Origin of the sequence: Dactylosporangium fulvum (genome assembly GCF_025137375.1) — a bacterium.
Classification (GTDB): Bacteria; Actinomycetota; Actinomycetes; order Mycobacteriales; family Micromonosporaceae; genus Dactylosporangium; species Dactylosporangium fulvum.
In genome coordinates this window covers 8,348,937-8,374,609 of sequence record NZ_CP073720.1, presented here as the reverse complement: position 1 = coordinate 8,374,609, position 25,673 = coordinate 8,348,937, and the positions used below count along the sequence as shown (strand labels likewise).

The 25,673-nt window shown below is 69.8% G+C and carries 29 protein-coding genes, 4 tRNA genes and 1 pseudogene; 20 read left to right on the top strand and 14 right to left on the bottom strand.

What is annotated here, in order from left to right; all coding sequences use genetic code 11:
• Positions 1-169 precede the first annotated feature (169 nt).
• The gene (locus Dfulv_RS38435; RefSeq protein ID WP_259858724.1) at positions 170-1,369 is read left to right on the top strand and encodes a DUF262 domain-containing protein; all 1,200 of its coding nucleotides are present in this window, start codon (positions 170-172) and stop codon (positions 1,367-1,369) included.
• An 8-nt stretch (positions 1,370-1,377) separates the two neighbouring features.
• Positions 1,378-2,589: an MAE_28990/MAE_18760 family HEPN-like nuclease gene (locus Dfulv_RS38430; protein ID WP_259858723.1), complete on the top strand. Its 1,212-nt coding sequence runs from the start codon at positions 1,378-1,380 to the stop codon at positions 2,587-2,589.
• A 205-nt stretch (positions 2,590-2,794) separates the two neighbouring features.
• Here Dfulv_RS38430 and Dfulv_RS38425 read toward each other — a convergent pair whose 3' ends face one another.
• Together Dfulv_RS38425 and Dfulv_RS38420 are read right to left on the bottom strand one after the other, a co-directional pair.
• On the bottom strand, positions 2,795-3,319 hold the full coding sequence (locus Dfulv_RS38425) for an NUDIX hydrolase (protein ID WP_259858722.1): 525 nt from the start codon (positions 3,317-3,319) through the stop codon (positions 2,795-2,797).
• Positions 3,319-4,656, bottom strand: coding sequence for a hypothetical protein (locus Dfulv_RS38420; protein WP_259858721.1), 1,338 nt, complete (start codon positions 4,654-4,656; stop codon positions 3,319-3,321). The genes Dfulv_RS38425 and Dfulv_RS38420 overlap by 1 nt, the downstream gene beginning before the upstream one ends.
• Before the next feature lie 294 nt (positions 4,657-4,950).
• Between Dfulv_RS38420 and Dfulv_RS38415 the strand changes: the two genes are divergently transcribed.
• The 11 genes from Dfulv_RS38415 (at position 4,951) to Dfulv_RS38365 (ending at position 13,734) form a co-directional block, all read left to right on the top strand.
• Positions 4,951-5,388 (top strand): hypothetical protein, encoded by a 438-nt coding sequence (locus Dfulv_RS38415; protein ID WP_259858720.1) that lies wholly within the window; start codon positions 4,951-4,953, stop codon positions 5,386-5,388.
• Positions 5,385-6,080 (top strand): NUDIX domain-containing protein, encoded by a 696-nt coding sequence (locus Dfulv_RS38410; RefSeq protein WP_259858719.1) that lies wholly within the window; start codon positions 5,385-5,387, stop codon positions 6,078-6,080. Before Dfulv_RS38415 ends, Dfulv_RS38410 begins: the two co-directional genes overlap by 4 nt.
• Position 6,081: 1 nt before the next feature.
• The gene (locus tag Dfulv_RS38405) at positions 6,082-7,002 is read left to right on the top strand and encodes an ABC transporter permease (RefSeq protein ID WP_259858718.1); all 921 of its coding nucleotides are present in this window, start codon (positions 6,082-6,084) and stop codon (positions 7,000-7,002) included.
• Positions 7,003-7,180: 178 nt separating this feature from the next.
• On the top strand, positions 7,181-7,348 hold the full coding sequence (locus tag Dfulv_RS38400; RefSeq protein WP_259858717.1) for a hypothetical protein: 168 nt from the start codon (positions 7,181-7,183) through the stop codon (positions 7,346-7,348).
• Between the two features lie 90 nt (positions 7,349-7,438).
• Complete coding sequence (locus Dfulv_RS38395) at positions 7,439-9,619, top strand: P-loop NTPase family protein (RefSeq protein WP_259858716.1); 2,181 nt, start codon at positions 7,439-7,441, stop codon at positions 9,617-9,619.
• A 146-nt stretch (positions 9,620-9,765) separates the two neighbouring features.
• Entirely contained in the window at positions 9,766-10,011 is a 246-nt protein-coding gene (locus Dfulv_RS38390; RefSeq protein ID WP_259858715.1) for a hypothetical protein, read from the top strand.
• Positions 10,008-10,298, top strand: coding sequence for a hypothetical protein (locus tag Dfulv_RS38385; RefSeq protein WP_259858714.1), 291 nt, complete (start codon positions 10,008-10,010; stop codon positions 10,296-10,298). Before Dfulv_RS38390 ends, Dfulv_RS38385 begins: the two co-directional genes overlap by 4 nt.
• Positions 10,291-11,157, top strand: coding sequence for a bifunctional DNA primase/polymerase (locus Dfulv_RS38380; protein ID WP_259858713.1), 867 nt, complete (start codon positions 10,291-10,293; stop codon positions 11,155-11,157). Before Dfulv_RS38385 ends, Dfulv_RS38380 begins: the two co-directional genes overlap by 8 nt.
• Positions 11,154-12,407 (top strand): DUF3631 domain-containing protein, encoded by a 1,254-nt coding sequence (locus tag Dfulv_RS38375; protein ID WP_259858712.1) that lies wholly within the window; start codon positions 11,154-11,156, stop codon positions 12,405-12,407. Before Dfulv_RS38380 ends, Dfulv_RS38375 begins: the two co-directional genes overlap by 4 nt.
• A gap of 44 nt (positions 12,408-12,451) precedes the next feature.
• Complete coding sequence (locus Dfulv_RS38370) at positions 12,452-12,598, top strand: helix-turn-helix domain-containing protein (RefSeq protein ID WP_259868948.1); 147 nt, start codon at positions 12,452-12,454, stop codon at positions 12,596-12,598.
• Entirely contained in the window at positions 12,595-13,734 is a 1,140-nt protein-coding gene (locus Dfulv_RS38365; RefSeq protein ID WP_259858711.1) for a tyrosine-type recombinase/integrase, read from the top strand. Before Dfulv_RS38370 ends, Dfulv_RS38365 begins: the two co-directional genes overlap by 4 nt.
• 69 nt (positions 13,735-13,803) lie before the next feature.
• On the opposite strand, the gene Dfulv_RS38360 is transcribed toward Dfulv_RS38365, so the two are convergent.
• The 4 genes from Dfulv_RS38360 to Dfulv_RS38345 all read right to left on the bottom strand — a co-directional run bounded on the left by Dfulv_RS38360 (position 13,804) and on the right by Dfulv_RS38345 (position 15,231).
• Positions 13,804-13,875 (bottom strand) — tRNA-Val (locus Dfulv_RS38360).
• 34 nt (positions 13,876-13,909) lie between these two features.
• Positions 13,910-13,980 (bottom strand) — tRNA-Cys (locus Dfulv_RS38355).
• A 15-nt stretch (positions 13,981-13,995) separates the two neighbouring features.
• Positions 13,996-14,068, bottom strand: a tRNA-Gly gene (locus tag Dfulv_RS38350).
• Between the two features lie 89 nt (positions 14,069-14,157).
• Complete coding sequence (locus Dfulv_RS38345) at positions 14,158-15,231, bottom strand: CapA family protein (RefSeq protein WP_259858710.1); 1,074 nt, start codon at positions 15,229-15,231, stop codon at positions 14,158-14,160.
• A gap of 72 nt (positions 15,232-15,303) precedes the next feature.
• Between Dfulv_RS38345 and Dfulv_RS38340 the strand changes: the two genes are divergently transcribed.
• Positions 15,304-15,376: transfer RNA gene (locus Dfulv_RS38340), tRNA-Gly, on the top strand.
• A 194-nt stretch (positions 15,377-15,570) separates the two neighbouring features.
• Here Dfulv_RS38340 and Dfulv_RS38335 read toward each other — a convergent pair.
• Positions 15,571-16,308 carry a YaaA family protein gene (locus Dfulv_RS38335; protein WP_259858709.1) on the bottom strand — a complete coding sequence of 246 codons (738 nt, stop codon included), beginning with the start codon at positions 16,306-16,308 and terminating at the stop codon, positions 15,571-15,573.
• Positions 16,309-16,381: 73 nt separating this feature from the next.
• Positions 16,382-17,992 carry a diguanylate cyclase domain-containing protein gene (locus tag Dfulv_RS38330; RefSeq protein WP_319805715.1) on the bottom strand — a complete coding sequence of 537 codons (1,611 nt, stop codon included), beginning with the start codon at positions 17,990-17,992 and terminating at the stop codon, positions 16,382-16,384.
• Positions 17,993-18,144: 152 nt separating this feature from the next.
• Between Dfulv_RS38330 and Dfulv_RS38325 the strand changes: the two genes are divergently transcribed.
• Both Dfulv_RS38325 and Dfulv_RS38320 read left to right on the top strand, forming a co-directional pair.
• Entirely contained in the window at positions 18,145-18,762 is a 618-nt protein-coding gene (locus Dfulv_RS38325) for a hypothetical protein (RefSeq protein WP_259858708.1), read from the top strand.
• Positions 18,762-19,448 carry a PP2C family protein-serine/threonine phosphatase gene (locus Dfulv_RS38320; protein WP_259858707.1) on the top strand — a complete coding sequence of 229 codons (687 nt, stop codon included), beginning with the start codon at positions 18,762-18,764 and terminating at the stop codon, positions 19,446-19,448. The genes Dfulv_RS38325 and Dfulv_RS38320 overlap by 1 nt, the downstream gene beginning before the upstream one ends.
• A 3-nt stretch (positions 19,449-19,451) precedes the next feature.
• Here the strand turns inward: Dfulv_RS38320 and Dfulv_RS38315 are convergent, their stop codons facing one another.
• The 3 genes and pseudogenes from Dfulv_RS38315 to Dfulv_RS48990 all read right to left on the bottom strand — a co-directional run.
• Positions 19,452-19,865: a GntR family transcriptional regulator gene (locus Dfulv_RS38315; protein ID WP_259858706.1), complete on the bottom strand. Its 414-nt coding sequence runs from the start codon at positions 19,863-19,865 to the stop codon at positions 19,452-19,454.
• Between the two features lie 64 nt (positions 19,866-19,929).
• Positions 19,930-20,355 carry a hypothetical protein gene (locus tag Dfulv_RS38310; protein WP_259858705.1) on the bottom strand — a complete coding sequence of 142 codons (426 nt, stop codon included), beginning with the start codon at positions 20,353-20,355 and terminating at the stop codon, positions 19,930-19,932.
• Positions 20,356-20,406: 51 nt separating this feature from the next.
• A pseudogene (locus tag Dfulv_RS48990) lies at positions 20,407-20,484 on the bottom strand (hypothetical protein); the annotation flags it as partial.
• An 84-nt stretch (positions 20,485-20,568) separates the two neighbouring features.
• Between Dfulv_RS48990 and Dfulv_RS38305 the strand changes: the two are divergent.
• The gene (locus tag Dfulv_RS38305) at positions 20,569-21,207 is read left to right on the top strand and encodes a (2Fe-2S)-binding protein (RefSeq protein WP_259858704.1); all 639 of its coding nucleotides are present in this window, start codon (positions 20,569-20,571) and stop codon (positions 21,205-21,207) included.
• Here the strand turns inward: Dfulv_RS38305 and Dfulv_RS38300 are convergent.
• The 3 genes from Dfulv_RS38300 to Dfulv_RS38290 all read right to left on the bottom strand — a co-directional run bounded on the left by Dfulv_RS38300 (position 21,197) and on the right by Dfulv_RS38290 (position 23,179).
• Positions 21,197-22,027: a CbtA family protein gene (locus Dfulv_RS38300; RefSeq protein ID WP_259858703.1), complete on the bottom strand. Its 831-nt coding sequence runs from the start codon at positions 22,025-22,027 to the stop codon at positions 21,197-21,199. The genes Dfulv_RS38305 and Dfulv_RS38300 overlap by 11 nt on opposite strands.
• 4 nt (positions 22,028-22,031) lie before the next feature.
• Positions 22,032-22,247 carry a CbtB-domain containing protein gene (locus tag Dfulv_RS38295; protein WP_259858702.1) on the bottom strand — a complete coding sequence of 72 codons (216 nt, stop codon included), beginning with the start codon at positions 22,245-22,247 and terminating at the stop codon, positions 22,032-22,034.
• Between the two features lie 107 nt (positions 22,248-22,354).
• Positions 22,355-23,179 (bottom strand): cyclase family protein, encoded by an 825-nt coding sequence (locus tag Dfulv_RS38290; protein WP_259858701.1) that lies wholly within the window; start codon positions 23,177-23,179, stop codon positions 22,355-22,357.
• A 253-nt stretch (positions 23,180-23,432) separates the two neighbouring features.
• Between Dfulv_RS38290 and Dfulv_RS38285 the strand changes: the two genes are divergently transcribed.
• The 3 genes from Dfulv_RS38285 (at position 23,433) to Dfulv_RS38275 (ending at position 25,637) form a co-directional block, all read left to right on the top strand.
• Entirely contained in the window at positions 23,433-24,359 is a 927-nt protein-coding gene (locus Dfulv_RS38285; RefSeq protein WP_259858700.1) for a DUF929 domain-containing protein, read from the top strand.
• Entirely contained in the window at positions 24,343-24,840 is a 498-nt protein-coding gene (locus Dfulv_RS38280) for a vitamin K epoxide reductase family protein (protein ID WP_259858699.1), read from the top strand. The genes Dfulv_RS38285 and Dfulv_RS38280 overlap by 17 nt, the downstream gene beginning before the upstream one ends.
• A gap of 77 nt (positions 24,841-24,917) precedes the next feature.
• Positions 24,918-25,637, top strand: a complete 720-nt coding sequence (locus tag Dfulv_RS38275; protein WP_406568043.1) for a YcnI family protein — start codon at positions 24,918-24,920, stop codon at positions 25,635-25,637.
• The last annotated feature ends 36 nt before the right edge of the window (positions 25,638-25,673 follow it).

The window sequence follows — 25,673 nt, the reverse complement described above, 5'->3', positions numbered from 1 at the left end:
TGTCACTCAAATTGTCACCCTGCGACTGATGTGCGACGGCGACCGTCGGAAGCGTTGCGCCTTGAGCTTGGGTCATCCCTTCCAGTCGGCGCGCCGAGCCTGGATGTTTGGTGGCTTCGCCCAGGAAGCTCCAAGCAGTAACCTTCCATGATGACCACAGGCCCGGCACATGGGAGAACAGATGCTTCACGGTGAAGAAATCGACCTTCAGGTGCAGCGGGCAATCGTCCCCGAATTGACCGACGACCTCATAAACGAAAAATACGTTCGCGGCGAGGTTCGCATCGTCACGGAGCAGGCGCGCTACCCGCTTAGCTCTATACCGCAACTGCTAGGAAGCGGAGATTACCTCCTACGTCCAGAATATCAGCGGCGCAGGCGCTGGTCTTCGGAGAAAAAGTCGCGTCTAATCGAATCCCTTGTCATGAACGTCCCGATCCCTCCCATATTCCTGTATGAGTATGACTACTCAAAGTACGAGGTGATGGACGGCCTTCAGCGACTTTCGACAATCCGTGAGTTCTACTCGGACGGCTTTCGACTTCAAGGCCTGGTAGAGTGGGCAGAATTGAACTCGCGCACCTACTCCACTCTCCCAACGAGCGTCCGTGCTGGAATCGACAGGCGGTACCTTTCTTCAATTATCCTCTTGCAGGAAACTGCGCGAAATGAGGCCGAGGCAAGGGTCCTAAAGCAGCTTGTATTTGAACGGATTAACAGCGGCGGAGAAAAGCTAACTCCACAGGAAACACGCAATGCGGTCCATGGCGGCCCGATGAATGAACTTTGTCTAGGATTGTCGCGACACCCCGCGCTTTGCCTCACGTGGGGAATTCCAGTCGGGACGCTAGGCACCGAGAGCGAGGAAGAGGATCTAGAACTTCTGGAAAACGACGCCTACCGGGAAATGTTCGATGTAGAACTAGTGCTGAGATTCTTTGCTTTTAGGCAAGACCCGCAATACTTCGCCAGGAGCTTTCGCGACTACTTTGATGAGTATTTAAGGCGGGCAAATCGTTTTAATTCCGCCCTTCTTGAACAACTCGGAAATCTATTCAGGGAAACTATTGATCTCGTCTACGAAGTCTTTGGTGAGCGAGCCTTTTGGCTCTGGCGCACTCGAAATGGTCGATGGAACTGGCTAAGTCGTCCGACAACTGTCGCATACGACACGATCATGTACACGTTCAGCCAGCGTATCGACGATAAAGAGTTGATCCTTCAGCGAAAAGAAGAGCTGTCCGCAAGTTTGCCGAGGTTTTACGAAGCAAACTACAGTAGCTTTGCGGGGCGGTACACCAATCCTGCCAACATCATCTCAAGGCGTAGGCTGTTCGGAGGCTTCGTTGATGAAGTGATCGGCAGGTGACCGGTTAAATGAAGCCAGCATTTCTCGAATTTGAACGGCTAACTGAAGACCTTTCTCGGCTGCTCGCAAGAGGGGATGCCGAAGAGAAACTTCTGTCGATTAAGCTCGACGATATTCAGTCTGTGGAAATTCGCGATTCCTTGACTCGCTTCCGCCAGTCCGCCGAGCCTTTTGCTGTCAAGATGTCGCAATACGCGATGCAGTTGGTACTTCTGTACGGGGCATTCGAACGTCTGATTGAAGGCGTTCTTTCTGGCGTCGTAGCAACACTCAATGAGGTCATCTCCTCAACGAGCGACCTTCCAGAGAAAGTCAGAGAGAATCATCGACGAAAGTCGCTCGATGCTTTGCGTGATGAGGTTTGGCTCGCGCGGCGGAAAGACCCGCTGCTCCCCGTTCGCCTAATCGAGAATCTCCATTCGTGCGAGTCTGGTGCGGGCAATTATCGACTTAACGCTCTGGCGTACACGCGACATGGCGGCAACTTCCGAAGAAAATCCATCGATGAACTCTTCCGCGATATCGGGATAGACGACTTCTTGAAGTTGGTCGTTGAAAGTAGGGAGTTCGGAGAGTACCTAGCTGCACTAGGGCACGATTCGACGTTGCTCGGCAAGGATCTCGGCGCAATCGACGATTTGGCCGAGAGGCGGAACGACATTGCTCACGGCAGTTCAATGGAACTACTGACGCGCGATGAGATCAGATCGTACATCGTGTTCTTCAATGCTTTTGGTCGAGCTGCTTACGCAGTTCTAAGGCGACACCTTGCGCGATTCCTCGTTCAACATCACGGCAACCGATTCCAAGGGCAAGCCACGGTCCACTATAAGCGAGTCTTGATCATCGAGCTTGGTGATCTTCCTGAGGGCACTCTTATACAAGTGGGCGATCCGGTGGCCGTGGATGTGAGTAAGCCGTCAGGCTATGAGTTGGGAAGAATCGAAACGATAAGGACCGAATCGGGAGATGTGCAAAGCATTCGCTCTCACCAGGGTTCGCAAGTTGCGCTTGGAACTAACTGCGATATTCCAACTCTACGCCACTTCTTTTTCATCAACCGCGACTGTCCGGCTGGATGGCTGGCAGACTCAAACGCGTCGCAGGGGACTCCAGGCGGCGGTATGAAGTTCAATAATATGGCAGGTATCGCAATCTCGGCTGGCTTAGTCGCATTCGGTAGCATCCTAGGTCGAAACGATGGTTCTGATGGCAAGTAAACGGGAAGAGTTGCCAACAGATTGGTGGACGGCCGAAGACTGCGCTCAGTTTCTTGGGATTACGCGCAGCACGTGGGCCGCCTACGTTGCTCGACAGCAAGCGCCACTGCCTGAGCGAAAGTTTGGGCGTTCACCGGTGTGGCGGCCGGCCACGGTCAAGGCATGGGCAGAAACCAGGCCGCGCCGACCGACGGCGTAATGGCGCCTACCGGCCTAAATCGACCAGCATGTACAGCAGCGCGATAAGCGTCGTTCCGGTCACGATGTCCCGCTTGTCGACTAGGCGTCGGACTTCGTCGAGCGGTACCCATTCGACGCGCTCGGACTCGAAGCCGTCGACTGGTGGGCCGATGTAATCGGCTGAGTCGGCGCGGAAGATGTGATGCTCGGAGTTCATGAGGCCGGGCGTGGGCTGCGTGTAGATGAGCGGGCGGAGAGGCCCGGGTCGCCACCCCGTCTCTTCCTCGACCTCGCGTGCTGCTGCGACGGCCGGTTCGTCGTTGCCGATGGCGCCGACCGGGATCTCGTATGTCCAGGTGTCGGTGATGAAGCGGTGGCGCCAGAGCAGGAGCACCTTGCCGTCGACCATGACGACGGCGCCGGCGCCGGGTTCGGTGCGGATGAGGCGGTGGTCCAGGTGGCGGCCGTCGGGCAGTTCGACGTCGGCGGTCAGCAGGTGGACCCACTGGTCTTGGTAGAGCGTGCGTTCGGAGTTGACCTGCCAGCGCATCAGAACCCCCTCAGCTGGGCGTCGGTGTCGGCCCGGTCGAGAAACTCCGCCACCGCTGGCACCCTAGCGTGTGGCCTGAGCGCGGTCGTCACCTGCGCGACGCGGTCGCGGATGCGGCCGGACTCCATGCCCTCGGCGTAGTCGAGCATCTGCGTGCCGACGTGCACGGCCTGGTCGACGTCGCCGCGCTGGGCGACGATGAGCGCGAGGCCCGCGAAGCGGTGGACGCGGCCGCGAAGGTGCGTCCCGCCGGCCGTTCGGACGGACTCTTCCGCGAATGGCTGGGCGGCGCTGAGGTCACCCAGGCGGCGCAGCGCCTCGGCGACCTGCGTCTCGATGAGGCCCGGTTGGACGTAGGACGCTTCGGCCGGTTCGTCGGTCGGCTTGATGCGTCCGGCGGTCCACTCCGACTCGGCCATGTGCCGTTGACAGTCGGCGCTCTGCCCCATCCGGGCGTATGCCTTGCCCGCCAGGGAGTGCAAGTCGGCGGCGAGGGCGTGGCTGAGATGCCCCCGTGCCGCGCGCAGCGCTGACTCTGCGTACTGCACGACGAGCCGCGGTTGGTTGTTGTGCAGCGCGTGGGTGCTCATCAGCGCCACGACGTACGCGCCGAATGCCTTGTCGCCGCTGGCTTTCGCCATGCGTAGGGCGCCGAAGAGGTATCGCTGGGCGAGGCCCTGCTGGTCGGCGTCGTACGCGCAGACGCCGGCGAGTGCGGCGAGTCCGCCGGCCGCGCGGAGCAGCTCCCGGCCGGTGCGGTTGTCGTAGGCGTTGCGCAGCAGCGGCGCCGCATGCTCGTTCAGCGCCGCCACAAGGCGCGGCCGAACCGGCACGCCACCGACCCGGCGGTACATCTCCTGATAGCGGGCGCGCAGCTGGCGCAGGCGCTGCACATCGGCGGCGCCGACCTGGGCGTGACCGTCGCGGGAGACGTCGAGGTCGTCGGGTGGGTTCTCCCACTCCCACACCGGCGCGATCGCGTCCGTGCCCGTGGCCGGTGATCCGCCGGCCTTCTCCCGCTGGTCGCCCCGCCACAGCGCCGACGCACGCTCGACCGCCTGCGCGAGGGGCATCCCAACCGGCGTGGCCTTCCGTCGCTCCATGCCGATGTCGGCCAACGCGACCGGCGCGTTCAGGGCTTGACCGATGACGCGGCAGATCAGCTCTGGGCCGGGGTCGCGGGGCACGGCGCCGTCGCGGATCCAGCGGGCGACGGAGGCGTGGTCGTACCGGAGGCCATGCGCGGCGCCGAGCAGGTTGACGCGGCGCGCGAGGCCCGCGTTGGAGAGGCCGGCGCGCTCGATGAGCGCTGCGAGCAGGAGATTCGCTTCGGCCATGCTCCGGAGCGTAGGGAATCCATGACGCTCAGGGAACCCCGTCGATCGATTCACACGGGGTGTGAGATGAGTGCCACGTGGCGGGCGGCGCACACCCTGTCGACCAGGTCGCCGCTGCGGTTCTCTTGTGTCAGGCGCTGATCGACCGGGGCGCCAATCGATCAAGTCCCAGCTCAATGGCACGCCACGCGGTTGCGAATACAGCACTGGCGCTGTACGGTCGCGGACACGAATACAGCATTGGTGCTGTATTCGACTGACCGGCAGACGCCGGCACGATCTGGAGGTTTCGGAGTGATCACACAGACGGAGCGGGGCGCCGACGTCCTGCCGCTGACCACGACGCCGGGCATCGCCGGCTACTTCGGCCCGGGGCACGTCCTGGCCGAAGTCGCCGCGCGGCACTGCGACGCGCACCGCTCGCCGTTCACGCGGAGCGTGGCGTGCGGCGCGTGCTGGGAGCTGGCGATCCGCGACGACGAGCGGTTCGCGGTCGAGTTCGACCTGCCGCGCGAGTTGGAGCCGGACCCGGACTACATCGATGAGATCGCCGTCGGCCTCGCGTGCAGCGGCGAGCGGGTGGCGCTGACGCCGGCTGAGCTGGTCGTCGCGGTCAACCGCCTGCGGCGCCGATCGGTGAGCCTCTCCCGCATCGCACTTCGCCTGCACGTCGCCCACGCGGCGGTCGTCCGGATCGTCCGCGAGACGAGCAACGAGGTGGCGGCGGCATGAACGCCTCGAAGACCACGACCTACACCCATCCTGACGTGCTCACTGTCGGCGTCCGTGACGGCTGGGCCGATCCGGTCACCGACCCGAGGCGCATCGACTGGCCCGCCCGGCAGGCCGCCGCGCTGATCCCGTTCACCGTCGCCGCTGGTCGGCCGGTCAACCCGTTCGCGCCGACCGGGATCGAGCACGGCCGCAACGAGCTGGGGCACTGGGGTGAGGCGGTCGCCGCTGACGCCCTGGTCGTCACGCTCGACCCGGACGGCTGCCGGTGGATCGTGATGGTCGAACGCGAAGACGGGCACGGCTGGGCACTGCCCGGCGGGATGGTCGAGCCGGGCGAGTCCCCGGGCGCCGCCGCTGTGCGGGAGCTGGCCGAGGAAACGACCCTCGACCTGTCGTGGGCCGACTGGCACACCACCACCCCCCGCTACGTGCCCGACCCCCGGGCCAGCGACGAGGCGTGGATCGTCTCCGTGCTGTCGCGCTGCTACCTCGGCACCTACCACCGCGACGACCGCGCCGAGCTGTTCGCGGTGGCCGGCGCGGACGACGCGGCCCGCGCCGCGTGGGTCCACGCCGACCGCTACGACGCCCTGACCAGCTACCTCGCCTCCGTGTACCGCGGCACCGTCTTCGCCGCGCACCGCGCCCTGCTCGCCGACGTCCTCAACACCGACCCCTCGGAGGTCTGACATGACCACGGCCACCGCGCCCAGCGCCTACCCCGCCCCGATCGAGGCGCTCATGCCCGACGCCCGCAAGCTCGCCGACCAGCTCGGCGACATCCCCTCCCGCAACGCCCTCATGAAGGAATTCAAGATCGGCGCGCCGAAGGCCAACGCGATCCGCGAGGCCCTCACCGAAGAGGGCGTGCGGCTCCGCACGCGGGACATGGACCTGTCCGCGCCGCGCACGCTGCACGTCGTGCCGGACCTGGAGCCGGACACCGACACCCCCGACCCGACCGCGCCGATCGAGGCGCCGCCGGTCGCCGAGGCGGTCGAGACGGCGCCGCAGGCCACGGGTGACGGACACCCGGGCACCAACATCACGCTGACCGACGCCGACGGGCTGCGCGCCGCGCTGCTCAAGAGCGGCCGGAACATACCCACCCCGGACGAGATGCCCCCGGCCGTGCCGACGGTCGACCAGCTGGCCGAGCGGGTGGGCGTGGAGCCGCGCCGGGTACGTCGGCCGCGCTCGTGGCCGGTCTGGGTCCTGGCCCTGCCCGCGTTCGTGGCCATCTGGTCCGGGTGGGTCGGCCTCGGCACCCTCACCGGGTTCGGCGTCGTGCACCCGCTGCCCGGCATCGCCGACGGGTTCAGCATCAACACCGCGATCACGCTGCCGATCGGCGTCGAGACGTACGCCGCGTACGCACTCGCGGTCTGGCTGTCCGGCGCCTACACGCCGTCGGTGCGGCGGTTCGCCCGCTGGTCCGCGATCGGATCGCTCATCTTCGGCGGCGCCGGCCAGGTCGCCTACCACCTGCTGACCGCCGCCGGGGTCACGCACGCCCCCTGGTGGATCACCACAGCCGTCGCGTGCCTGCCCGTCGCCGTGCTCGGCATGGGCGCCGCCCTCGCACACCTCATCCACGCCAACCACCAGTAGCGCCGCACGGTGGGTCGCCGCCGCGCCTTCGCACCACCGCGCACCTGTACGCACCAGTAGCACGGCAAGCGCACCAAACGCACCACGCGCACCACTTCCGTCGACACCAGATGTCGACACATCCTGTCGACAACGTCCGTCCCCGTCCTGCACGCCGCCTGACGACAAGGAGACCGACATGGACGCCGAAGCCGCGCTGCTGCTCCTGTGGGCCGCCGCCGACATCCCCGCCCCCGAAAACACCGACGACGTCGACACGACCGACCCGCTGACCGACGTGGGCGGCTACCTCTCCTGCGGCTGCCACGGCTCCCAGCCGGAGCACACCTGCGGGCCGCTCGACTAGCTCTGCCCGGTGCGCGGCCTCCGTGGCCTAGGAACCCTCGGCCGCGCACCGGTCCCCGTCCCTCCATCAGGAAGTCAGGAGACCTCCAGCATGACGAGCAACGAACCGGACCGCGAGCACCCCGAGGGGTTCAACTGGTCCAAGTACGAGGACGAGGTCGCCGACGTGGCGAACGTGGTCGACCTCGACGCGGCGCGCGACCGCCGCAACCGCACCGACGACAGCGCCGACCTGGACGACGACACCGGCCCGGTGCTGGTCGACTCGCCGCAGGCGCAGCGCACGCCGAAGCTCGACCGGCGCGGTGCGCAGCGCCGGCCGCTGCTGCCCGCATGGCTGCGCTCCCGCGCCGAGCTGCGCGACGTGGTCATGTGGGCCGCCGGGTACGCCGCGCACGTCACCGCGTACCACGCGCTCAGGCTGCCGAAGTACGCCGGGAAGCTGGCGCTGCGCGCGCCGGTCGGGCTGTTCCGCACGCTCGGCGGGGCGTTCCGATGGCTGTTCGACCTGGAGGCCGAACCGGTCCGGCAGGCCACGGTCCGCACCGAGAACGCGGAGCAGTACCTGCACCTGTCGCGGCAGCGTGACCGGCGGGTGCGGTGGCGGGGCATCGTCGCCCTGGTCGTCTTCATCGCCGTCGTGATCGGGGGCATTGGCCTGGCGTTGGCGCCGTCGTGGGTACGGTGGGCGACCCTCGCCGCGGCCGTGGTCGTGTTCGGCCTCGCGGGTGCGCCGGCGGATCGGCCGCTGATCGACCGGGCCGTGGTCGGCACGCAGGTGGCGAAGCTGACCTCCGACATCGTGGTGCGGGCGCTGGGCGTGCTCGGCGTCGCCGGGATCAACCAGGCCATCGCCAAGCAGGGCGACCGCGCGATCAGCTTCCCGGCGCCGATCACCCGGGACGGTCCCGGCTGGCGCGCCGACGTCGACCTGCCGCCCGGCGTCACGATCGGCGAGGTGATGGACCGCCGCGACAAGCTCGCGTCCGGCCTCGGCCGCCCGCTCGGGTGCGTGTGGCCGGAGGGCAACGCCGACATCAGCCCGTCCCGGCTCGTGCTGTGGGTCGGTGACCAGCCGATGGCCGCCGCCCGTCAGGTCGCGTGGCCGCTGCTCAAGGCGAGCACGGTGGACATGGCGAAGCCGTTCCCGTTCGGCACCGACCCGCGCGGCCGGACCGTCGACATGGAGCTGCCGTACACGAACCTGCTCATCGGCTCGATCCCCGGCTACGGCAAGACCGCCGCCATCCAGCTGCCCATGCTGGTCGCCGCGCTCGACCCGCACGCCGAAGTGTGGGCGTACGAGCTGAAGGGCACCGGCGGACTCGACCCGCTTGCCAAGGTCTGCGCCCGCTACGGGTCCGGCGCCGACGACGACACCGTGGAGGCCGCGCTGCTCGCGCTGCGGGACCTGCGCGCCGAGTGCCAGAAGCGGGCCGCGCTCATCAAGGGTCTGCCGAAGGACGTCTGCCCCGACAACAAGGTCACGCCCGACCTCGCCCGGCGCGTCAAGGGCCTGCACTGGCTGGTCACCGGCCTGGACGAGTGCCAGGAGCTGTTCTCCCACCCGGAGTTCGGCAAGGAAGCCGGCGAGCTGGCGGAGAAGATCATCAAGCTTGGCCGCGCCCTGGGCGTGATCCTGCTGCTCGCCACCCAGCGCCCCGACGCCAAGAGCCTGCCGACCGGCGTCTCGGCGAACGTCGGCACGCGGTACTGCCTGCGGGTCATGGGCCAGCTCGAAAACGACATGGTGCTCGGCACGTCGGCGTACCGCAACGGCATCCGCGCGACGATGTTCGCCAAGAAGGACAAGGGCGTCGGGTACCTGGTCGGCGCCGCCGATGAGGCGCAGATCGTGCGGACGTTCTACCTCGACGGCCCGACCGTGGAGAAGCTCGCCGCCCGCGCCTACGCCGCCCGGCAGACCGCCGGCACGCTCACCGGTCACGCCGCCGGCCAGACCACCGAGGCGCCCTCGGCCCGCCGCGAAACGCTGCTCGAAGACCTGCTCGGGCTGTTCCGCGCGGACGAGCCGAAGCTGTGGGCCGAGACGCTCGTGGAGCGGCTCACCGCGCTACGGCCGGAGGTGTACGCCGACCTCACCCGCGACCAGCTCGGCGCCGCGCTCAAGCCGTACGGCATCACCACGACGCAGGTGTGGGGCACCGACCCGGTCACCGGCAAGGGCGCCAACCGGCGCGGCATCGACCGCACTGCCGTGGCCGATGCGGTCGCGGAGCGTAACCGACGCAAGGATGACAGCGCCGCCTGAACCACCCCGAACGGGCCGCTAGGTCTAGCGGCACCCTCCGCTAGACCTAGCACCCCCGCTAGCACCACATCTCATACCTGATCAGCGCACTAGTCCCTAGCTGCGCCGACCTCTTGCACCCTCAAAACGCCTTCAGGAGGCATTCCGTGGGGTCCCTCGTCACGCTCGCTAGCCTCGCCACGGCCGGTTACGCAGCGTACTACCTGCTCGCCTGCGCGATCTTCCCGTTCGGCGCCTGCCGCCGCTGCAAGGGCGACGGCAAGCTCCGCAACCCGCTCTCCCGCCGCATGTTCCGGCTCTGCCCCCGCTGCGACGGCACCGGCCGCCGTGTCCGCATCGGCCGCCGCATCTACACGTACCTCAGCAACGAGCGCCGCAAGGGCACCCGATGAACCGCTGGCACCCCGACTGGTGCGCCGGCGGACACCGGTGCGGCCTCGGCGAGCACCGCGCCGACCCGCTCGCCGTCGACGTCCCCGGCCTCGGCCGGGCGCTGCTCATCCGCGTACGCGCCGCCGACGGCCGGGAGCACGCCGAGGTGACCCTCACGGTCGCGCTCGCCGCCGCTGAGCCGTACGCGCGCCGCCAGCTCCTCGACCTGACCACCGACCTCACGCGTGTGCTGGAGCGGGCGACCCGTGCCAGCGCCCGACCCAAGGGAGGCATCCGCAATGGCTGACTCACAAGCGTTGCTGCGCAACGCGATCGACTACATCGAGCGCGGCTGGCCGGTCTTCCTGCTCGGCCGCAGCAAGCGCCCCATCGCCAACTGCGACGGCTGCCGGACCGCCGGGCCGGACCACGACCGCGACGCGTGCCCCTGCATGTTCTGCCACGGCCTCTACGCCGCGACGCTCGACCCGCAGCGCGTCACCGCGATGGTCGCCGCGCAGTCCGACGGGCTGCTCGCGGTCCGCACCGGCGCGGTCGCCGGTCTGGTGGTCGTCGACATCGACCCGGGCCACGGCGGCGCCCTCGACGCGGCGCTCATGCCGGAAACGGCCTGTGTCGTCACAGGAAGCGGCGGCTGGCACCTGTACTACCGCCACCCGGGAACGGCCGTCCTGAACAGTCAGGGGCGCCTCGGCGAGGGCATCGACGTGCGGGGCGACGGCGGTTACGTCGTGGCGCCGCCGTCGATCCACCCGCGCACCGGCCGCCCGTACCGGTGGATCGGCGACCGGCCGGTGGTCGAGATGCCCCCGGCCCTCGTCACCGCCTGCCGACCCGCGCCGGCCGCCGAGGCGTCGGCGAGCACGACCAGGGCGCCGAGCTCGACGCCGGCCGGGGGCATCTCATCCCCCGACGCGCTGCTGCGCTCCCTGCTCGACACCATCCGCCGCGCACCCAAGGGCCGCCGCCGCGCCACCCTCTACGGCTCCGCCCGAGGCGTCGCCCGCATGGTCGCGGCCAACGCCATCAGCACCCGCGACGCGCTGAACGCCTTGTACGACGCCGGAATCAGCGCCGGACAGACCGACCGCGAGACCCGCGCCGCCATCACCGGCGGCTTCCGAGACGAAGGAGTGGCAGCGTGACCACCGAACCCGTTGACGGCGCCGCGATCCTCGACCGCCTGCACGCCGTCATCACCCGCTACGTCGTGCTCCCGTCGCCCGAGGCCATCGACGCGGTCGTGCTGTGGATCGCCGCGACCCACGCCATGCCCGCATGGGCGCACGCGCCCCGGCTGGTCATCCGCGCGCCGGAGAAGCGCTGCGGCAAATCCCGGCTCCTCGACGTGGTCGAGGGCATGTGCTGCAACCCGCTCATGACCGTGAACGCCTCATCGGCCGCCGTGTACCGCGCCATCGGTACCGATGAGCCGCCCACGCTCCTGGTGGACGAGGCCGACACCATCTTCGGCGGGAAGAACGCCGAGGCGAACGAGGACCTCCGCGGGCTGCTCAACGCCGGACACCAGCGCAACCGGCCCGCGATCCGCTGGGACAGCAACGCGCACCGGCTGGAGAAGATCCCCACGTTCGCCATGGCGGCACTCGCCGGGATCGGCGCCATGCCCGACACCATCGAAGACCGCGCCGTGGTCGTGCGGATGCGCCGGCGGATGGCCGGCGAGTTCGTAGCGCCGTACCGGCACCGCCGCGACGGGCCGGTGCTGCGGAAGGTGGCCGGCGAACTGTTCCAGTGGCTCCGGGGGCATCTCACCGAGCTGGAGCGCGCGGAGCCCGCGATGCCCCTGGAGGACCGCGCCGCCGACACGTGGGAGCCGCTGATCGCCGTCGCAGACCTCGCGGGCGGCAGCTGGCCGGCGCGTGGCAGGGCCGCCGCGACCGTCCTCACCGCCGAGGCCGAGGACACCGGCCACGTCTCGACCCGCGTGCGGCTCCTGGCCGACATCCGGACCGCGTTCACGACGCTCGGCGACCCGGGCGCCGCGACCACGGCCGAGCTGCTCGCCACGCTCAACGACGACCCGGAAGGCCCGTGGCAGGGCTTCGGTCCGGCCGGGATGACCGGCAAGCGCCTCGGTGACCTGCTGCGGGAGTTCGGCATCAGTTCGGCGACCATCCGGTTCCCCGTCGGGCAGGCCAAGGGCTACCACCGCGAGGCGTTCACCGACGCGTGGAAGCGCTACTGCCCAGACCGAACCGTCCCACCCGTACCAGCATCGTCTTCGCAGGTCAGCGACGGTACGGATGCCGACCCCGGTACGGGTCAAGCCGTACCGGCCAAACCATCCGTACCGGCCGTAAGCAGCGAAAACGAGCCTGGGACGGATGGGACGGGTACCCCCGCCGTCCGACGCATCGGAGGTGTCGCGTGACCACCGTCGCCACCCGCAAAGCGCTCTGGAAGATCCCCGAGGCGATGGAGCAGCTCAGCATCAGCCGGACCGTCATCTACGAGCAGATCCGGGCCGGTCGTCTCCGCACCGTCAAGCAGGGCCGCGCCCGGCTCGTGCCGGACAGCGCGATCTCCGAGTACGTCGCGCTGCTCGAACGGGAGGCCGCGTGACCGCGCGCAGAGGTAGAGGCGAGGGAAGCCTCTACTGGGACGAAGACCGACAGCGGTTCATCGCCGCCGTCGTGGTCGGCTACACGCCGGCAGGGAAGCGCATCATGCGCCGGGGGAGCGGAAAGACCAAGACGGAAGCGCGAGCCAAGCTGAAGGAGGTGCTCCGCGACCACGAAGACGGCCTCGCCATCGCGCCGCAGAACTACACCGTTGCCGACGCGGTCCGGGACTGGCTGGCCTACGGCCTCAACGGGCGGTCAGCGGCGACCGTGACGAAGTGCACGGGGATGTGCAACACCCACATCATCCCCGACCTGGGCGCCCGGAAGCTGCGCGTCCTGAGCGCGAGTGACGTCGACAAGTGGCTCGCCGCGAAGGCCAAGACGCTCAGCACGGCGACCCTGCAGAACCTGCACAACTACCTCAACCGGGCGGTCACCCGCGCCATGGCCCGGGACAAAGTGAAGCGCAACGTCGTGGCGCTATGTGGCGTGCCGACCGGGCAACCGGGCCGCCCGTCGAGGTCGCTCACGCTCGCGCAGGCAAGCGCGCTGCTCGACGCGGCCAAGGGTGCGCCGGCAGAGGCGTACATCGTGACGTCCCTGCTGACCGGCGCGCGAACCGAGGAGCTGCGGGCGCTCACGTGGGCGCACGTCGACCTCGTCGGCCTGGACGACGTCGACCCGCCGATCCCGCCATCCATCCAGGTGTGGCGGTCGGTCCGGGCCGGTGGGGACACCAAGACCAAGAAGTCTCGGCGCACCCTTGCCATCCCGGCCCGGTGCGTCGTGGCGCTCACCGCGCACCAGGCGAAGCAGCGCAAGGACCGCCCGGACTGGCAGGAGACCGACCTGGTGTTCTCGACGTCGAGCGGCGCGGCACTGGACGCGGCCAACGTCCGGCGCGCCTTCCGGGCGGTCGCCAGGAAGGCCGGACTGACGGATCACAACTGGACGCCGCGCGAGCTACGGCACAGCTTCGTGTCGCTGCTGTCCAGCGGGGGAATGCGGATCGAGGAGATCGCCGATCTCATGGGTCACGCCGGCACGCGGGTCACGGAGGCGGTCTACCGCCACGAGCTCCGCCCGGTCCTACTGAACGGGGCGGTGGCGATGGACAAGATCTTCGGAGCGTAGGCACTCAGTTGGGCACTCAGACATAAGCAGAGGCCCGGTCGACTGTGTCGACCGGGCCTCTGACCTGCGTGGGCGATACTGGGTTTGAACCAGTGACCTCTTCCGTGTCAAGGAAGCGCGCTCCCACTGCGCCAATCGCCCTTACTGAGTGCCCCACGGGTGGTGCGGCGTCTCGAGGTGGGAACGGGATTTGAACCCGTGTACACGGCTTTGCAGGCCGTTGCCTCGCCTCTCGGCCACCCCACCGTGGTGACTATCCCGAGCGGACGACGGGATTCGAACCCGCGACCCTCACCTTGGCAAGGTGATGCGCTACCAGCTGCGCTACGTCCGCACCGCCGGGCCGAACCACTCCCGGCGACGGATGCAAACTTTAGCCGACCCCCTAGCCCCCTGCCAAACCGGTATCCGGATTTCGGCGCGTCATGGGGTCTGAGCTGGAGATCCGGAAGGGGCTGGGGAGAGGTCCGTGCAGGTGCGCAGGCTGGCGTATCGCTGACTGAGCCTGGTCGCGGCGGGGCCGGTCAGGAGTTTGGGCTGGCCTGTGTCCGAGACCACGGCGGGCAGGAACTCGGTGTCGACGACCGAGCGGCCGCGGACCGTCAGGCGGAGGACGCCGGTCTCGGTGCTCTTCGACGTGCCGTACCAGAGGAAGTTTGCCATCCCGTACGCCACGAACGTGCTGCCCAGCCAGCCGGAGCCCTGCAGGGTGTGCGCGTGGGCGCCGACGATCACGTCCGCGCCGGCCGCGGCCAGTTTGCCGGCGAAATTCTTCTGGGCGCTGTTGGCGCAGCTGCTGGCCTCGTCGCCCCAGTGGTTGAACACGATCACCAGGTCGGCCTGGCGGCGGGCGGCGGTGACGGCGGCGACCGCCCGGGTGGTGTCGAACGCCATGGCCACGCCCGGCCGGTCCGGGCCGGGGGCCCAGCTCGACGCCAGCTCGTTGACCTGGCTGAAGCCGAGGACCGCGATGCGGACGCCGCGGACGGTGGTGATCCAGGGTGCGTACGCCTGGTCGGCGTTCCGGCCGGCCCCGAACGCCGGATAGGAGGCCGCGGAAAGCGCGTCCAGCGTGTCCAGGAGCCCCGCACGGCCGTAGTCGAGGGTGTGGTTGTTCGCGATGCTCACGGCGTCGATCCCGGCCGCCTTCAGGGCGTCGATCGCGGCCGGCGTGGTCCGGAAGTGGTACGTCTTCGGCTCCGGCTCGCCGCGTGATGTGATCGCGGTCTCCAGGTTGACGATCGTGAGGTCCGCGTCGGCCAGCGTGGGTGCGATCGGGCCGAAGGCGGTCGCCGGGTTCTTGAGCAGGGCCGCGGTGCGATCCATGAAGTGCACGTCGCCGGCGAACGTGAGCCGCAGGTCGACCGGGGCCGGTGCCGACGGCGGGGCGGCCGGGGAGGCCGGCGGCGCGATCGACGAGGGCGCGGGGGACGGAACAGCAGGCGTGGCGGAGCAGCCCGCCAGCCCGAGTATCAGCACAAGGAGACCTAGCCTCACGAAATGTCACGCTAACGGGTGGCCGCCCGGTGCGGGGGGCGCGTGCTCGATGCGCTAGAGTGCTCATTCAGTGCGGACGTAGCGCAGCTGGTAGCGCATCACCTTGCCAAGGTGAGGGTCGCGGGTTCGAATCCCGTCGTCCGCTCTTGCAGATCACGCCCGTTCCCGCACCGCTGGGACCGGGCGTTTCGGTTTTTCGCCAGCACCCACAGCGGGTTCGACGCCCCGACGATCTCGCCGGTCGGCAGGCGCACCTGCACCCGCGCGTAGTGTCCCGGCCGGACGGTGACCGACGGGCCCTCGAGACGGTGCGGCCGGGGCGCAGCGAAAACGGCGGACCTACAACGCTTCGACCACGACGTCGAGCTGGTGCGGCCGGTGCACCTCCACGCGGTACCCGAGCTCACGCAGCGTGTCGGCGAGCTTCGCCGGGGTCTTCGGGCGCGCGCCGGCGAGCAGCAGGGCGCGCACGATCCGGCCCTTGGTGGCCTTGTTGAAGTGGCTCACGACCTTGCCGCCGTGCAGGACCCGCACCGTGACCGCGTTGCTCGGCGCCCACATCGGGGTGTACGCGGACGAGCGCAGGTCGAGGACCAGCGACTCGTCCAGCTCACGCAGCGGCTCGGCCAGCGCCGTCTTCCAGTGGCCGGCCAGCGGGCCGACGGTTGGCAGGCGGACGCCGACGGAGCAGCGGTACGGCGGAATCCGGTCGCCCAGGCCCACCACGCCCCACAGCCCGGAGAAGATCAGCAGCTGCTTGCCGGCGCGGCGCTTGGCGGGCGCGGGCAGCGAGGCGAGGTCCAGCGCGTCGTAGAGGACCCCGGTGTAGAGCTTCCCGGCCGGCAGGGCCGGTGCGTCGCGGAGGCGCGTGTTGCGCTCGACCTCGGCGACCTGCCCCGGGCTGAGCCCCAGCGTCTCGAGCGCGGCGGCGGGGTCGACGCTGATCTTGACGAGGTCGTCGAGGACCGCCTCGCGGGCGGCGCGCAACCCGGGCACGGTGAGCTGGTCGAGGTCCACGGGGCTGCCGCGCCGCGGGGCGGCGGCCTTGCCCTCGGACGGCGGCAACAGGATGAGCACGCCCGAGACGGTACCCTGCGCCCGGCTGCGTACCTCGGGATACGCCCGTCGTGGCCACCGCAATCCACCGGGGTCAACACGAGCGGGCGTCGGCGAGGACGTAGCGGCCCTTGCCGGTGGTTTTCGCCCGGTACATCGCCTCGTCCGCCTCGCGCAGGATCTCGTCGGCGTCGCCCGCGCCGCTCAGCGCGACCCCGACGCTCGCCGAGATGTGGGCCGGCGTGCCGTACAGGTCGAACGGCTTCGCCAGGGCCTTCACGATCCGGTTCGCGGTCATCTGTGCGTCCGTCTCCGTGGCGAGGTGCTCGGCGATCACCGCGAACTCGTCGCCGCCGAAGCGCGCCACCGTGTCGCTGGCCCGGACGCAGTTGCGCAGCCGCGTGGCGACCTCGCGCAGGACGTCGTCCCCGGCGGCGTGGCCGAGGCTGTCGTTGACCTGCTTGAACCCGTCGAGGTCGACGAACAGCACGGCGAACGTGTGCCGCTCGCGGGCGTGTGTGAGCAGGGCGTGCTGGACCCGCTCGTAGAACAGGATGCGGTTGGCCAGCCCGGTCAGCGGATCGTGGAAGGCCAGGTGCTGCAGTTCGTGCTCGCGCTCCCGCAGCCGCGCCTCGGTCTCCTGCCGCCGCTCGATGTCCATGCGCAGCGCGGCGGTGGCGTCGTCGACCTGCGCCATCGCCCGGTTCCGCGCACCGTTGAGGATCGCGACGAGCGCGGTGAGCAGCAGGGTGATGACGACCCCGGCGCTCAGCGTGAGCATGGCCATCCGCCGGTCGGCGCCGTTGAGGAGCCGGTCCGTCGGGTACAGGGACAGCTCCCAGTGCCGCTGCCCGACGGTCACGACCCGCTGCCGGTTGCGCGGGTCGTCGCCGGCGATGGTGCCCGCCGACACGCTCGCCACGACCCGGGCCGTCCCCGTCGAGCGGTCGGTGAGCAGGATGCGTACCGCGCCCCGCGCGTGGGTCCGCAGCGTCTCGTTGAGGAAGTCGCCGCCGCGCAGGCCCATGACGATCCAGCCGCGGAACCGCCCGCTCGCGTGGTCGTGGACCGGCACGACGAGCGTGAAGGACATCTGTTGCCGGTCGGCGGGGAGCGTGCGGTCCTTCAGCAGCACGTACGTGCGGCTGATCGTGAACTTCCCGCTGTCGCGCGACATGCGCAGCGCGTCGGCGGCCTCGGGCACCTGGCTCAGGTCGCGGCCCGGCACCGCGGCGATCCCGTCGAACGGCCGCGAGAAGATCACGAACGCGTGCTCGACGCCCGTGCCGACCGGGGCGAGCGTGAGCGTCGGGACGCCCTTGCCCCGCCAGTACGACTCCACGGACGGCAGTTCGGCGTCGGTCGCCGGCACGGCGAACGCCACGCCGCTGGCACCCGGCAGCCGGTCCCAGTTGAGCCCCGCCGAGGTCGCCGCGAAGTCGGTCGCGGTGACGTCCGGCCGCGCCCCGATGGCGGCGGCGAGATCCGCCAGTGTGTCGCCGTACCGGTCCACCTGCTGGACGACCGCCGCACTGACGTCCTCGGTGTAGCGGTTCATGAGCTGCGCGGCGTAGCGCTGCTCGACCCGGTTCACGACGACGGCGCCACCCCCCGACAGGCCGAGGCCGGCGAACAGGACGGTGAGCACCAGCGCCGCACCCGCCCAGCGTCGTCGCCGGGCCCGGCCACCAGCGTCGGTCCGCACGACCGACCGATCGGCCGGTGGACGCCGGACCTTTGCGAAACTGAAGTACGACGGAAACCTGCCGATCTGCCCGATATGAGGCGGTGGCCCCGCCCTGAAAGGTCGTTCGAGTTCCCGGTAGTCTCAGCGGTTTGAAGGAGCAACCTGCGGCCATGGCCGACCATCTGACGACGCTGACGTTCGCGGAGCTGGAGTTCGTCCTCCGCACCGCCGCCGGTGGCGCGGACCGGCGCGCACCCGAGCTCGACCCGGTGCGTCGCCGGCTCAACTTCCAGCCCGGTGTGGCCACCGACATCGTGGTCGCCGCCGGGATGGCCTCGCTGCTGGCCCGCGGCCTGTGCCGGCTCGACGGGCAGCAGGTCGTCCCCGGCGAGCTGGTCTCCACCGCCGCGGACGCGCTGGCCCGGTGCAGCACCACCACCGAGGCCGCCGGCTGGATCGGCGACCGGCCGGTCGTGGTGCACCTGTTCAGCGGCGCCGACACCCGCCTGGCGGTCTACCCGGGTTCCTACGGGCTGTTCAACGTCGAGCTGATCGACGCCGCCGAGCCGGTCTCCGCGCCGGTCCTGCGCTTTCTCGACCTGTGCACGGGGACCGTCCTCGTGCGGACGGCCACCGGCGGCCTCGCCGTCGCCCGCGGCCGCGGCGGCGTCTGGTTCGTGTCCGACGTCCGCGACCATCTGGACCGCCCGGAGGCCACCCGCCGGGTCACCCGCGAGGCGCTCGTCGCCCGCATCATCGAACTGCTCGCCCAACCGGTAGGGGTGTGATGGCGACCATCCGGGCCGGAGCGGCCACCGACGTCGGTAAGATTCGCCGGCGCAACGAGGACAGCGCGCTCGTCGGCGAAGGTGTCTGGGCCGTCGCCGACGGCATGGGCGGCCACGCGGCCGGCGACGTGGCGAGCGACCTCGCCGTCACCGCGCTGCGCCGCCTCGACGAGGTGCGCGACAGGGACCCGTTCGACGTGCGCGACGCCCTCACCCGCGCCAACGACGACATCCTCGCCGCCGCGGTCGAGGATCCCTCGCTCGGCGGCATGGGCACCACCGTCACCGGGCTGAGCCTCGTGACGGTCGAGGGGGAGGAGCGCTGGGTCGTCTTCAACATCGGCGACTCCCGCGTGTACCGCTTCGTGGGCGGCGATCTCGAACAGCTCACCGTCGACCATGTGGCGCCCGAGGCCCTGACCCAGCGCCGGGGTGTGATCACCCGCGCGCTCGGCACGATCCCCGGCCCGAAGCCGGATCTGTGGGTCCTGCCGGCGGTGCCCGGGGTGCGGTACCTCATCTGCTCCGACGGCCTGTCGCTGGAGCTCGGCGACCGGGACATCGCGGCGGTCCTCGCCGAACAGGCGGACCCCGTTCAGGCGGCCGAGGAGTTGGTACGGCGTGCGGTCGTCGCCGGCGGCCGCGACAACGTGACGGTGGTCGTCGTCGACCACGTGGCAGCCTGACGGCTACACCCTGCGAAGGGTCGTGCGGTCGGCCGGGTGCACCTCCTCGACGTCGCCGGTGCGGACGACCAGCACGGGCGTGCCTTCGGCGAGCGCGAGTGTCTCGCGCTCGCCGGGTGTCGGCATCCTGGCGCTGATGACCGCATGCGCCGGCACGTCGACGACATTTGCGGTGGGCGTGGTCCGATCGCGGATGGGCCGGGTGTGGCACGGCCCGACGCGGATGGAGTTGTCGGGGGCGATGAAGAGCAGCCCTTCGGCCCGGAGGGTCGCCATGGCCCGCAGTGCGGTGTCCCGGCTGACGTCGTGCTCCCAGGCCAGCTCGGCAGCGCTGGGCAACCGCCGGCCGGGCGCGAGCGCGCCGGAGCCGATCCGTTGCCGCAGGACATCGGCCAACATCTTGTACCGAGCCGTCACGCCCGCAAATGTTAGCGCTTTCTATAGCCTTCTGGCCACACGTGGTGGATCGGGCGGACCCGCGTCAGGTGCGGGCGCCCAGCGCCCGGAAGGTGAACGCCGTCAGTTGGGCGGCTGCTGACTCCGCTGTCAGCTCGAACGTGCCCAGCATCAACGACTGGAACGATCCTGACAGCGCTGCCAGGATCGTCCTCGCGTCCGGCTCCGGGTCGGCCCACGGCAGCGTGCCGTCCTGGCGGCCGCGTGCCAGGATCTCCGCGATCGCGGTCCGGTGGTCGTGCGCCGCGCGGGCGCGCTCCACGATGTAGCCGCTCGTGCGCAGCAGCTCGTCCGACACCATCGTCAGGATCCGGCACCTGTGCGGCTCCGCGGTCAGGCCGAGATACCTCTCGATCCAGCGGCGCAGCGCCTCGCGCGCGTCCGGCGCCGTGGCGGCCAGGGCGGTCAGCTCGTCGTGGACCAGTCTGCTGTCGCGCCGGAACATCGCCACCAGCAGCGCGTCCTTGGAGTCGAAGTGGCGGTAGAAGGCGCGGGTCGACAGGCCGGCCGCGGCGAGGATTCCGTTGACGGAGACCCCGCCGCCGTTGCTGTCGGCGAGGCAACGATAGGCGGCCTCGATGATCCGCGACCGCTCGGCGCTGTCGGTGGGCAGGGGATCACCTCCGGGCAGTCCGGCGAACCGGCGAGCAGCCAGAATAGCGCTATGAGCGAGTCGCTGGGGCCGTACTTCGTCTGGGAGTCTTACGCGCGGGGGGAGGACTGGCGGCCGTTCACCGACCTGCTCGACCCGGACGTGGCGGCGGAACGGGTGGCGGTCTCGCGGCAGGCGCTGCTGACCATGTTCGGGCTTGACGGCGACGTGGTGCCGGAGCGGGTGGTCGCGTCGGTGTTGTTCCTCGGGCTGGCGGCGCGGCTCGTGTCGCCGCTGCTCGCGGACGCGGTGCTCGCCGGGGAGGTGCGCGCGGCGCGGCCGGCGGATCTGTGGTGGAAGCCGGTGCCGGGCGGCCCGTGGCCCGTCGCGTGCGGACCGGTGCCGTCGGCGCCGGCGTCGAAGCTGTTCGAGATCGGCGTCGAGGGGCTGGTCGCGCCGCTGCTGGAGGTCTTCCGGGCGCGGTTCCGGCTCTCGCCGCAGGTGTTGTGGGGCAACGTGGCGTCGGCGCTCGGCGGAGCCGCGGGGCAGCTGCCGGCCGATGGCTGGCCGGTGGTGGCGGCGCTGCTGGAGCGACCGCCGCTCGCCGGCATGGCGGTGGTCGGGAACCGCGCGCTGACCCGGCGGAACTGCTGCCTGTACTACCGAATTCCCGGCGGCGGCACGTGCGGGGACTGCGTCCTCAGGCGGTGACGCTCTGCTCGGCGACCGCCGGCGGCCGTTCCAGCAGCTTCTCCGCCATGGGCCCGAAGACCAGGCCGATCGCGGTCCACATGAGCAGCTGCCCGCCGATCGCGTAGAGCCGGAACCCGTACAGGACGTCGGCCGGGAAGCCGGGGAACACGATCGTCCCGTCGGCGTCGGTGAGCGGCGGCGGCGTCTCCGTCGACTGGTGCAGGTCCTTGTTGGCGGCCAGGTCACCCAGCGACGGCAGCAGCAGGAACAGCACCGCGACCGCCGCCACGTACGCCCCGCCGGCGAGCAGGCTCGCGTTCCAGTTGCCGAACCGGGCCTGGAGCCGCCGGCCCAGCCACGCGGCCAGGACCAGCAGGATCACCGAGGCGCCGGTCAGCACGAGGTACAGTGCGCTGCGCATGCGGATGGTGTCGTCGTTGCCGACGGCCGGCGGGTTGGTCGGATACTTCAGGAACGGCACCAGGTAGACGCTCACGAACGCCGCACCGGCCACCAGCAGGGCGAGCGGCCGCGCCCGGACCCGCCCGACACGGCCGAGGCAGATCGCATAAGCCACGGCGAACAGGGCGCCCATCGCGATTCCGAACAGGACCAGCGCCAGGCCGATGCCGAGGTTCTCCTGCACCGTGCGGCTGAAGACCTCGCCGTGCTCGTGTGCCCCGACGCCCGCGAGCCGCTCCTCGGCCGCGCCGCGGCCCTCTTCGTAGTCGATCGCCTTCTGGACCAGCGGCTCCGCGAAGATGCGGGCGAAGACGAACGCGAGCACGCCACCGACTGCGCCGGCGATCACGCCGCGCAGGATGAGTCGCTTCTCCATGCGCTCAGTGGCAGGGGAAACCGAGGAAGTGACGCCCGTCGTGCAGGAGCTCGTGCACGTGGGTGTCGTTGCCGAAGATCGCCACGGCGCCCTGCTCGATGCCGACGAAGTAGTAGACGAGCAGGGCGAGCAGCGCGGTGCCGCCCAGCCAGAAGAACGAGCGGGAGACGGGCAGGACCAGCGGCTTCGGGGTCGCCTCAGGGGCGGAAATGGTGCTCATGAACGGCCTCCTTCAGGCTTCCCTCACACCGTCACACCTCAGACACTATGAGTTGCCCTCTCCCGCGTCAATCGGGCCGGTGCCCGGCGGCACCGGCCCGAGGTGGTTCACACCCGCACGCCCGGCGGGATCACCCCGTAAATGAGGGCGGTCGATCCGGAGCCCTTCGCGTTGATCATGCCGCCGCACAGCACCGAGGCGCCGGTCGCCGGGAACTGCGCGAGGTTCGCGAGGATCTCCAGGCTGATCCGGTGCCGTCGGTAGACCAGCAGCGAGGCGCGGAACTCCGCGTCGGTGCCGAGGTCCGGGCCGAACGTGTCGATGCCGGTGCCGCCGTTGCGACCGATCCGGCCGGTGTCGATGAACCACTGGACGGTCTCGGGAGCGAAGCCCGGCTGGTGGAGCACCCCGTCGGCGTCGAGGTTCGGGAAGGCCGGGGTTCCCCACTTGTACTCCCAGCCGGTCCACATGATGATCATGGACTCGTTCGGGATGCGCCCGTGCCGCCGCTCCCACTGCCGCACGTCATCGATCGTCAGCGCGTAGTCGGCGTTGCGCGCACACTTGTCCCGCACGTCGATCTTCACCGCGGGCAGGAAGAGGTCGTTCGGGTCGAGGTCGTCGGCGAGCGGCTCGCCCGCGTTGAAGTGGCCCGGCGCGCCCCAATGCGTGCCGGTCGCCTCGCCCTCCCGGACGTACTGCAGGTAGTAGCCCTCGTTCTCGATCGTGGCGATGACCTCGAGCTCGAAGGGTGGGTCGCCCGGATAGACGTTGGTCGTCGCCGGGTCGTTGACGTGGGAGAGGCTGATCAGCCGGGTCCTGCCGGGCTTCAGCGTCTCGCCGCCGGCCGTGCCGGCCGCGGCGGTGCCCGCCAGGCCGGCCGCGCCCGCGACGGCGCCACCGGCGGCCGCGAGCAGGTGTCGTCTCTGCATAACTGGAATCGCCTTTCGCATCCGTGCTCGACGATGTGCGAGGTGCCGGATTGCACATTGCCCGCCTACGCAGCGTTGCGCAAGATCTACGATCGGATGGCGTCCGGCCCCTCGGGACGGGACCTTCGACCCGGGTGAACGGTGCTCGGGCCCGGGAGTCTGGCATCGGCGGGTGTTCCGTGGCCGGTTCGGGGAACCTATGCCGGGTCGTCGACGTCTAACCGATGTCCGAGACCAGACGGAGGGTGGCCGGGTGTCGAAACGGCAGCGTGACTCGCGCGACTACGCGCGGCGCATGCGGATGATCCAGGAGCGGGCCACGGCCCGGCAGGGCCGCATGCGGCAGGCCACCACGGCGATCGTGGTCGTGATCGTGGCCTTCGCCGTCATGGTCGTGGCGAAGCTGGGCGGCGCGGGCTCGGGCGGTGGGCCGGCGCCGCAGGCGCTGCCGTCGGGCGCGGCCGCCACGGCGGTGATCACCGCTGTCACCACGGTGCCGGCGGCGACGCTCAACGCGGTCGACGGCGGGAACAACACCGTGCCGCCGAAGGTGATCACCGGGCAGCCCGCGCTCACCCAGGACGGCAAGCCGCTGGTCCTCTACGTCGGCGCGGAATACTGCCCGTTCTGTGCCTCGCAGCGCTGGCCGGTGGTCATCGCGCTGTCCAGGTTCGGCACGTTCGAGGGTCTGTCGCTGAGCCGGTCGGCGTCCGACGACGTGTATCCGAACACGCCGACGCTGTCGTTCCACGGCTCGAAGTACACCAGCCAGTACCTCGCCTTCCAGGGCGTCGAGACGGCCACCAACAAGCGCAAGGGCGGCAGCTACGCGCCGCTGGACACGCTGACCCCGCAGCAGCAGCAGATCCTCCAGAAGTACAACGCCCCGCCGTACGTCGACGCGGCCTCGGCCGGCGCCATCCCGTTCATCGACTTCGCCAACCAGGCGATCGCCACCGGCTCGTCGTACAGCCCGCAGCTGCTCCAGGGCAAGACGCACGAGCAGGTCGCCGCCGCGGTCAACGATCCGCAGAGCCAGCTCGGCCGTACGATCGACGCCAACGCGAACGCGATGACCGCGTTGTTGTGCAAGCTGACCAACGGCCAGCCCGGGGACGTCTGCACCAGCCCCGCCGTCTCGGCCTTCCAGGGGGAGTTCGCCAATGTCAGCGTCAAGTAGCGCGGTCAGCCTTCCCGAGATCGACCGGCGGCTCGTCCAGTCCTGGGTGCCGGTCGTCTCGCTGGTGCTCTCCGCCGTCGGGCTGGCCGTCTCGGTGTACCTCACCTACGAGCACTTCACCGCGGCGACGACCCTCGCCTGCCCCGACACCGGCGCGCTGAACTGCGTGAAGGTCACCACGAGCGAGCAGTCGGCGTTCCTGGGCATCCCGGTCGCGGTGCTCGGCCTGGTGTACTTCGTGATCATGCTGGTCGCGTCGCTGCCGGCGCTCTGGCGGTCGCGCCGGCCCGAGATCCGGATGGGCCGGCTCGCGTTCGCCGCCGTCGGCGTCCTCTTCGTCTTCTACCTGGTGTTCGCGGAGCTGTTCACGCTCGACGCGATCTGCCTGTGGTGCACGGCGGTCCACGTGCTGGCGGTCGGGCTGTTCGCCGTGGTGGCGCTCGGCACCGCCCACGCCGATCCGGGTGATCTGCGGCGGTAGCGCGGGAACTTTCCGGTGGGGTCCGGCGACTACCCGCGGACATCGTTCGTCCGCTGTTCCCAGAGAGGACCCCCCACATCATGCGCCTGGCCCACGTGGTCCGCGCGGGTGTCGCCGTCGCCGCGGCCGCCACCGCGGCACTCGCCTTCCCCGCCGTCGCCTCCGCGCACGTGACCGTCAACCCGAGCACCGCCACGCAGGGCGGGTACACGAAGGTGACGTTCCGCGTGCCGAACGAGCGCGACGACGCCAGCACGGTGAAGCTGGAGATCGCGCTGCCGACCGACAAGCCCGTCGCGTCGGTGTCGCTGAAGCCGATCCAGGGCTGGACGGCGGTGAGCGAGACCACCAAGCTCACCACCCCGATCAAGACCGCGGACGGCGAGCTCGTCGAGGCCGTCTCCAAGATCACCTGGACCGCGGACGCCAACTCGGCGATCAAGCCGCACCAGTTCCAGGAGTTCGACGTGTCGTTGGGCCCGCTGCCGGAGACCGACCAGCTCGTCTTCAAGGCCCTGCAGACGTACTCCAGCGGCGAGGTCGTCCGCTGGATCGACGAGCCCTCCGCCGGCGCCGAGGCCGAGCACCCGGCCCCGACGCTCAAGCTGACCCCGAAGGCCGCCGCGAGCGGCGCGCCGGCCTCCGCGACGGCCGCTCCCGCCGGCACCGCGTCGGACGACGGCGGTGACGGCAACGGCGCCGCCGTCGGGCTGGGTGTCGCCGGCCTGGTCCTGGGCCTGGCCGGCCTGGTGGTGGGCCTGCTCGCCTACCGCCGGGCAGCATCTCGGAGCGCCTGACCCTGTACTGCGTTGATCATGCAGTCGTGGTGCCTC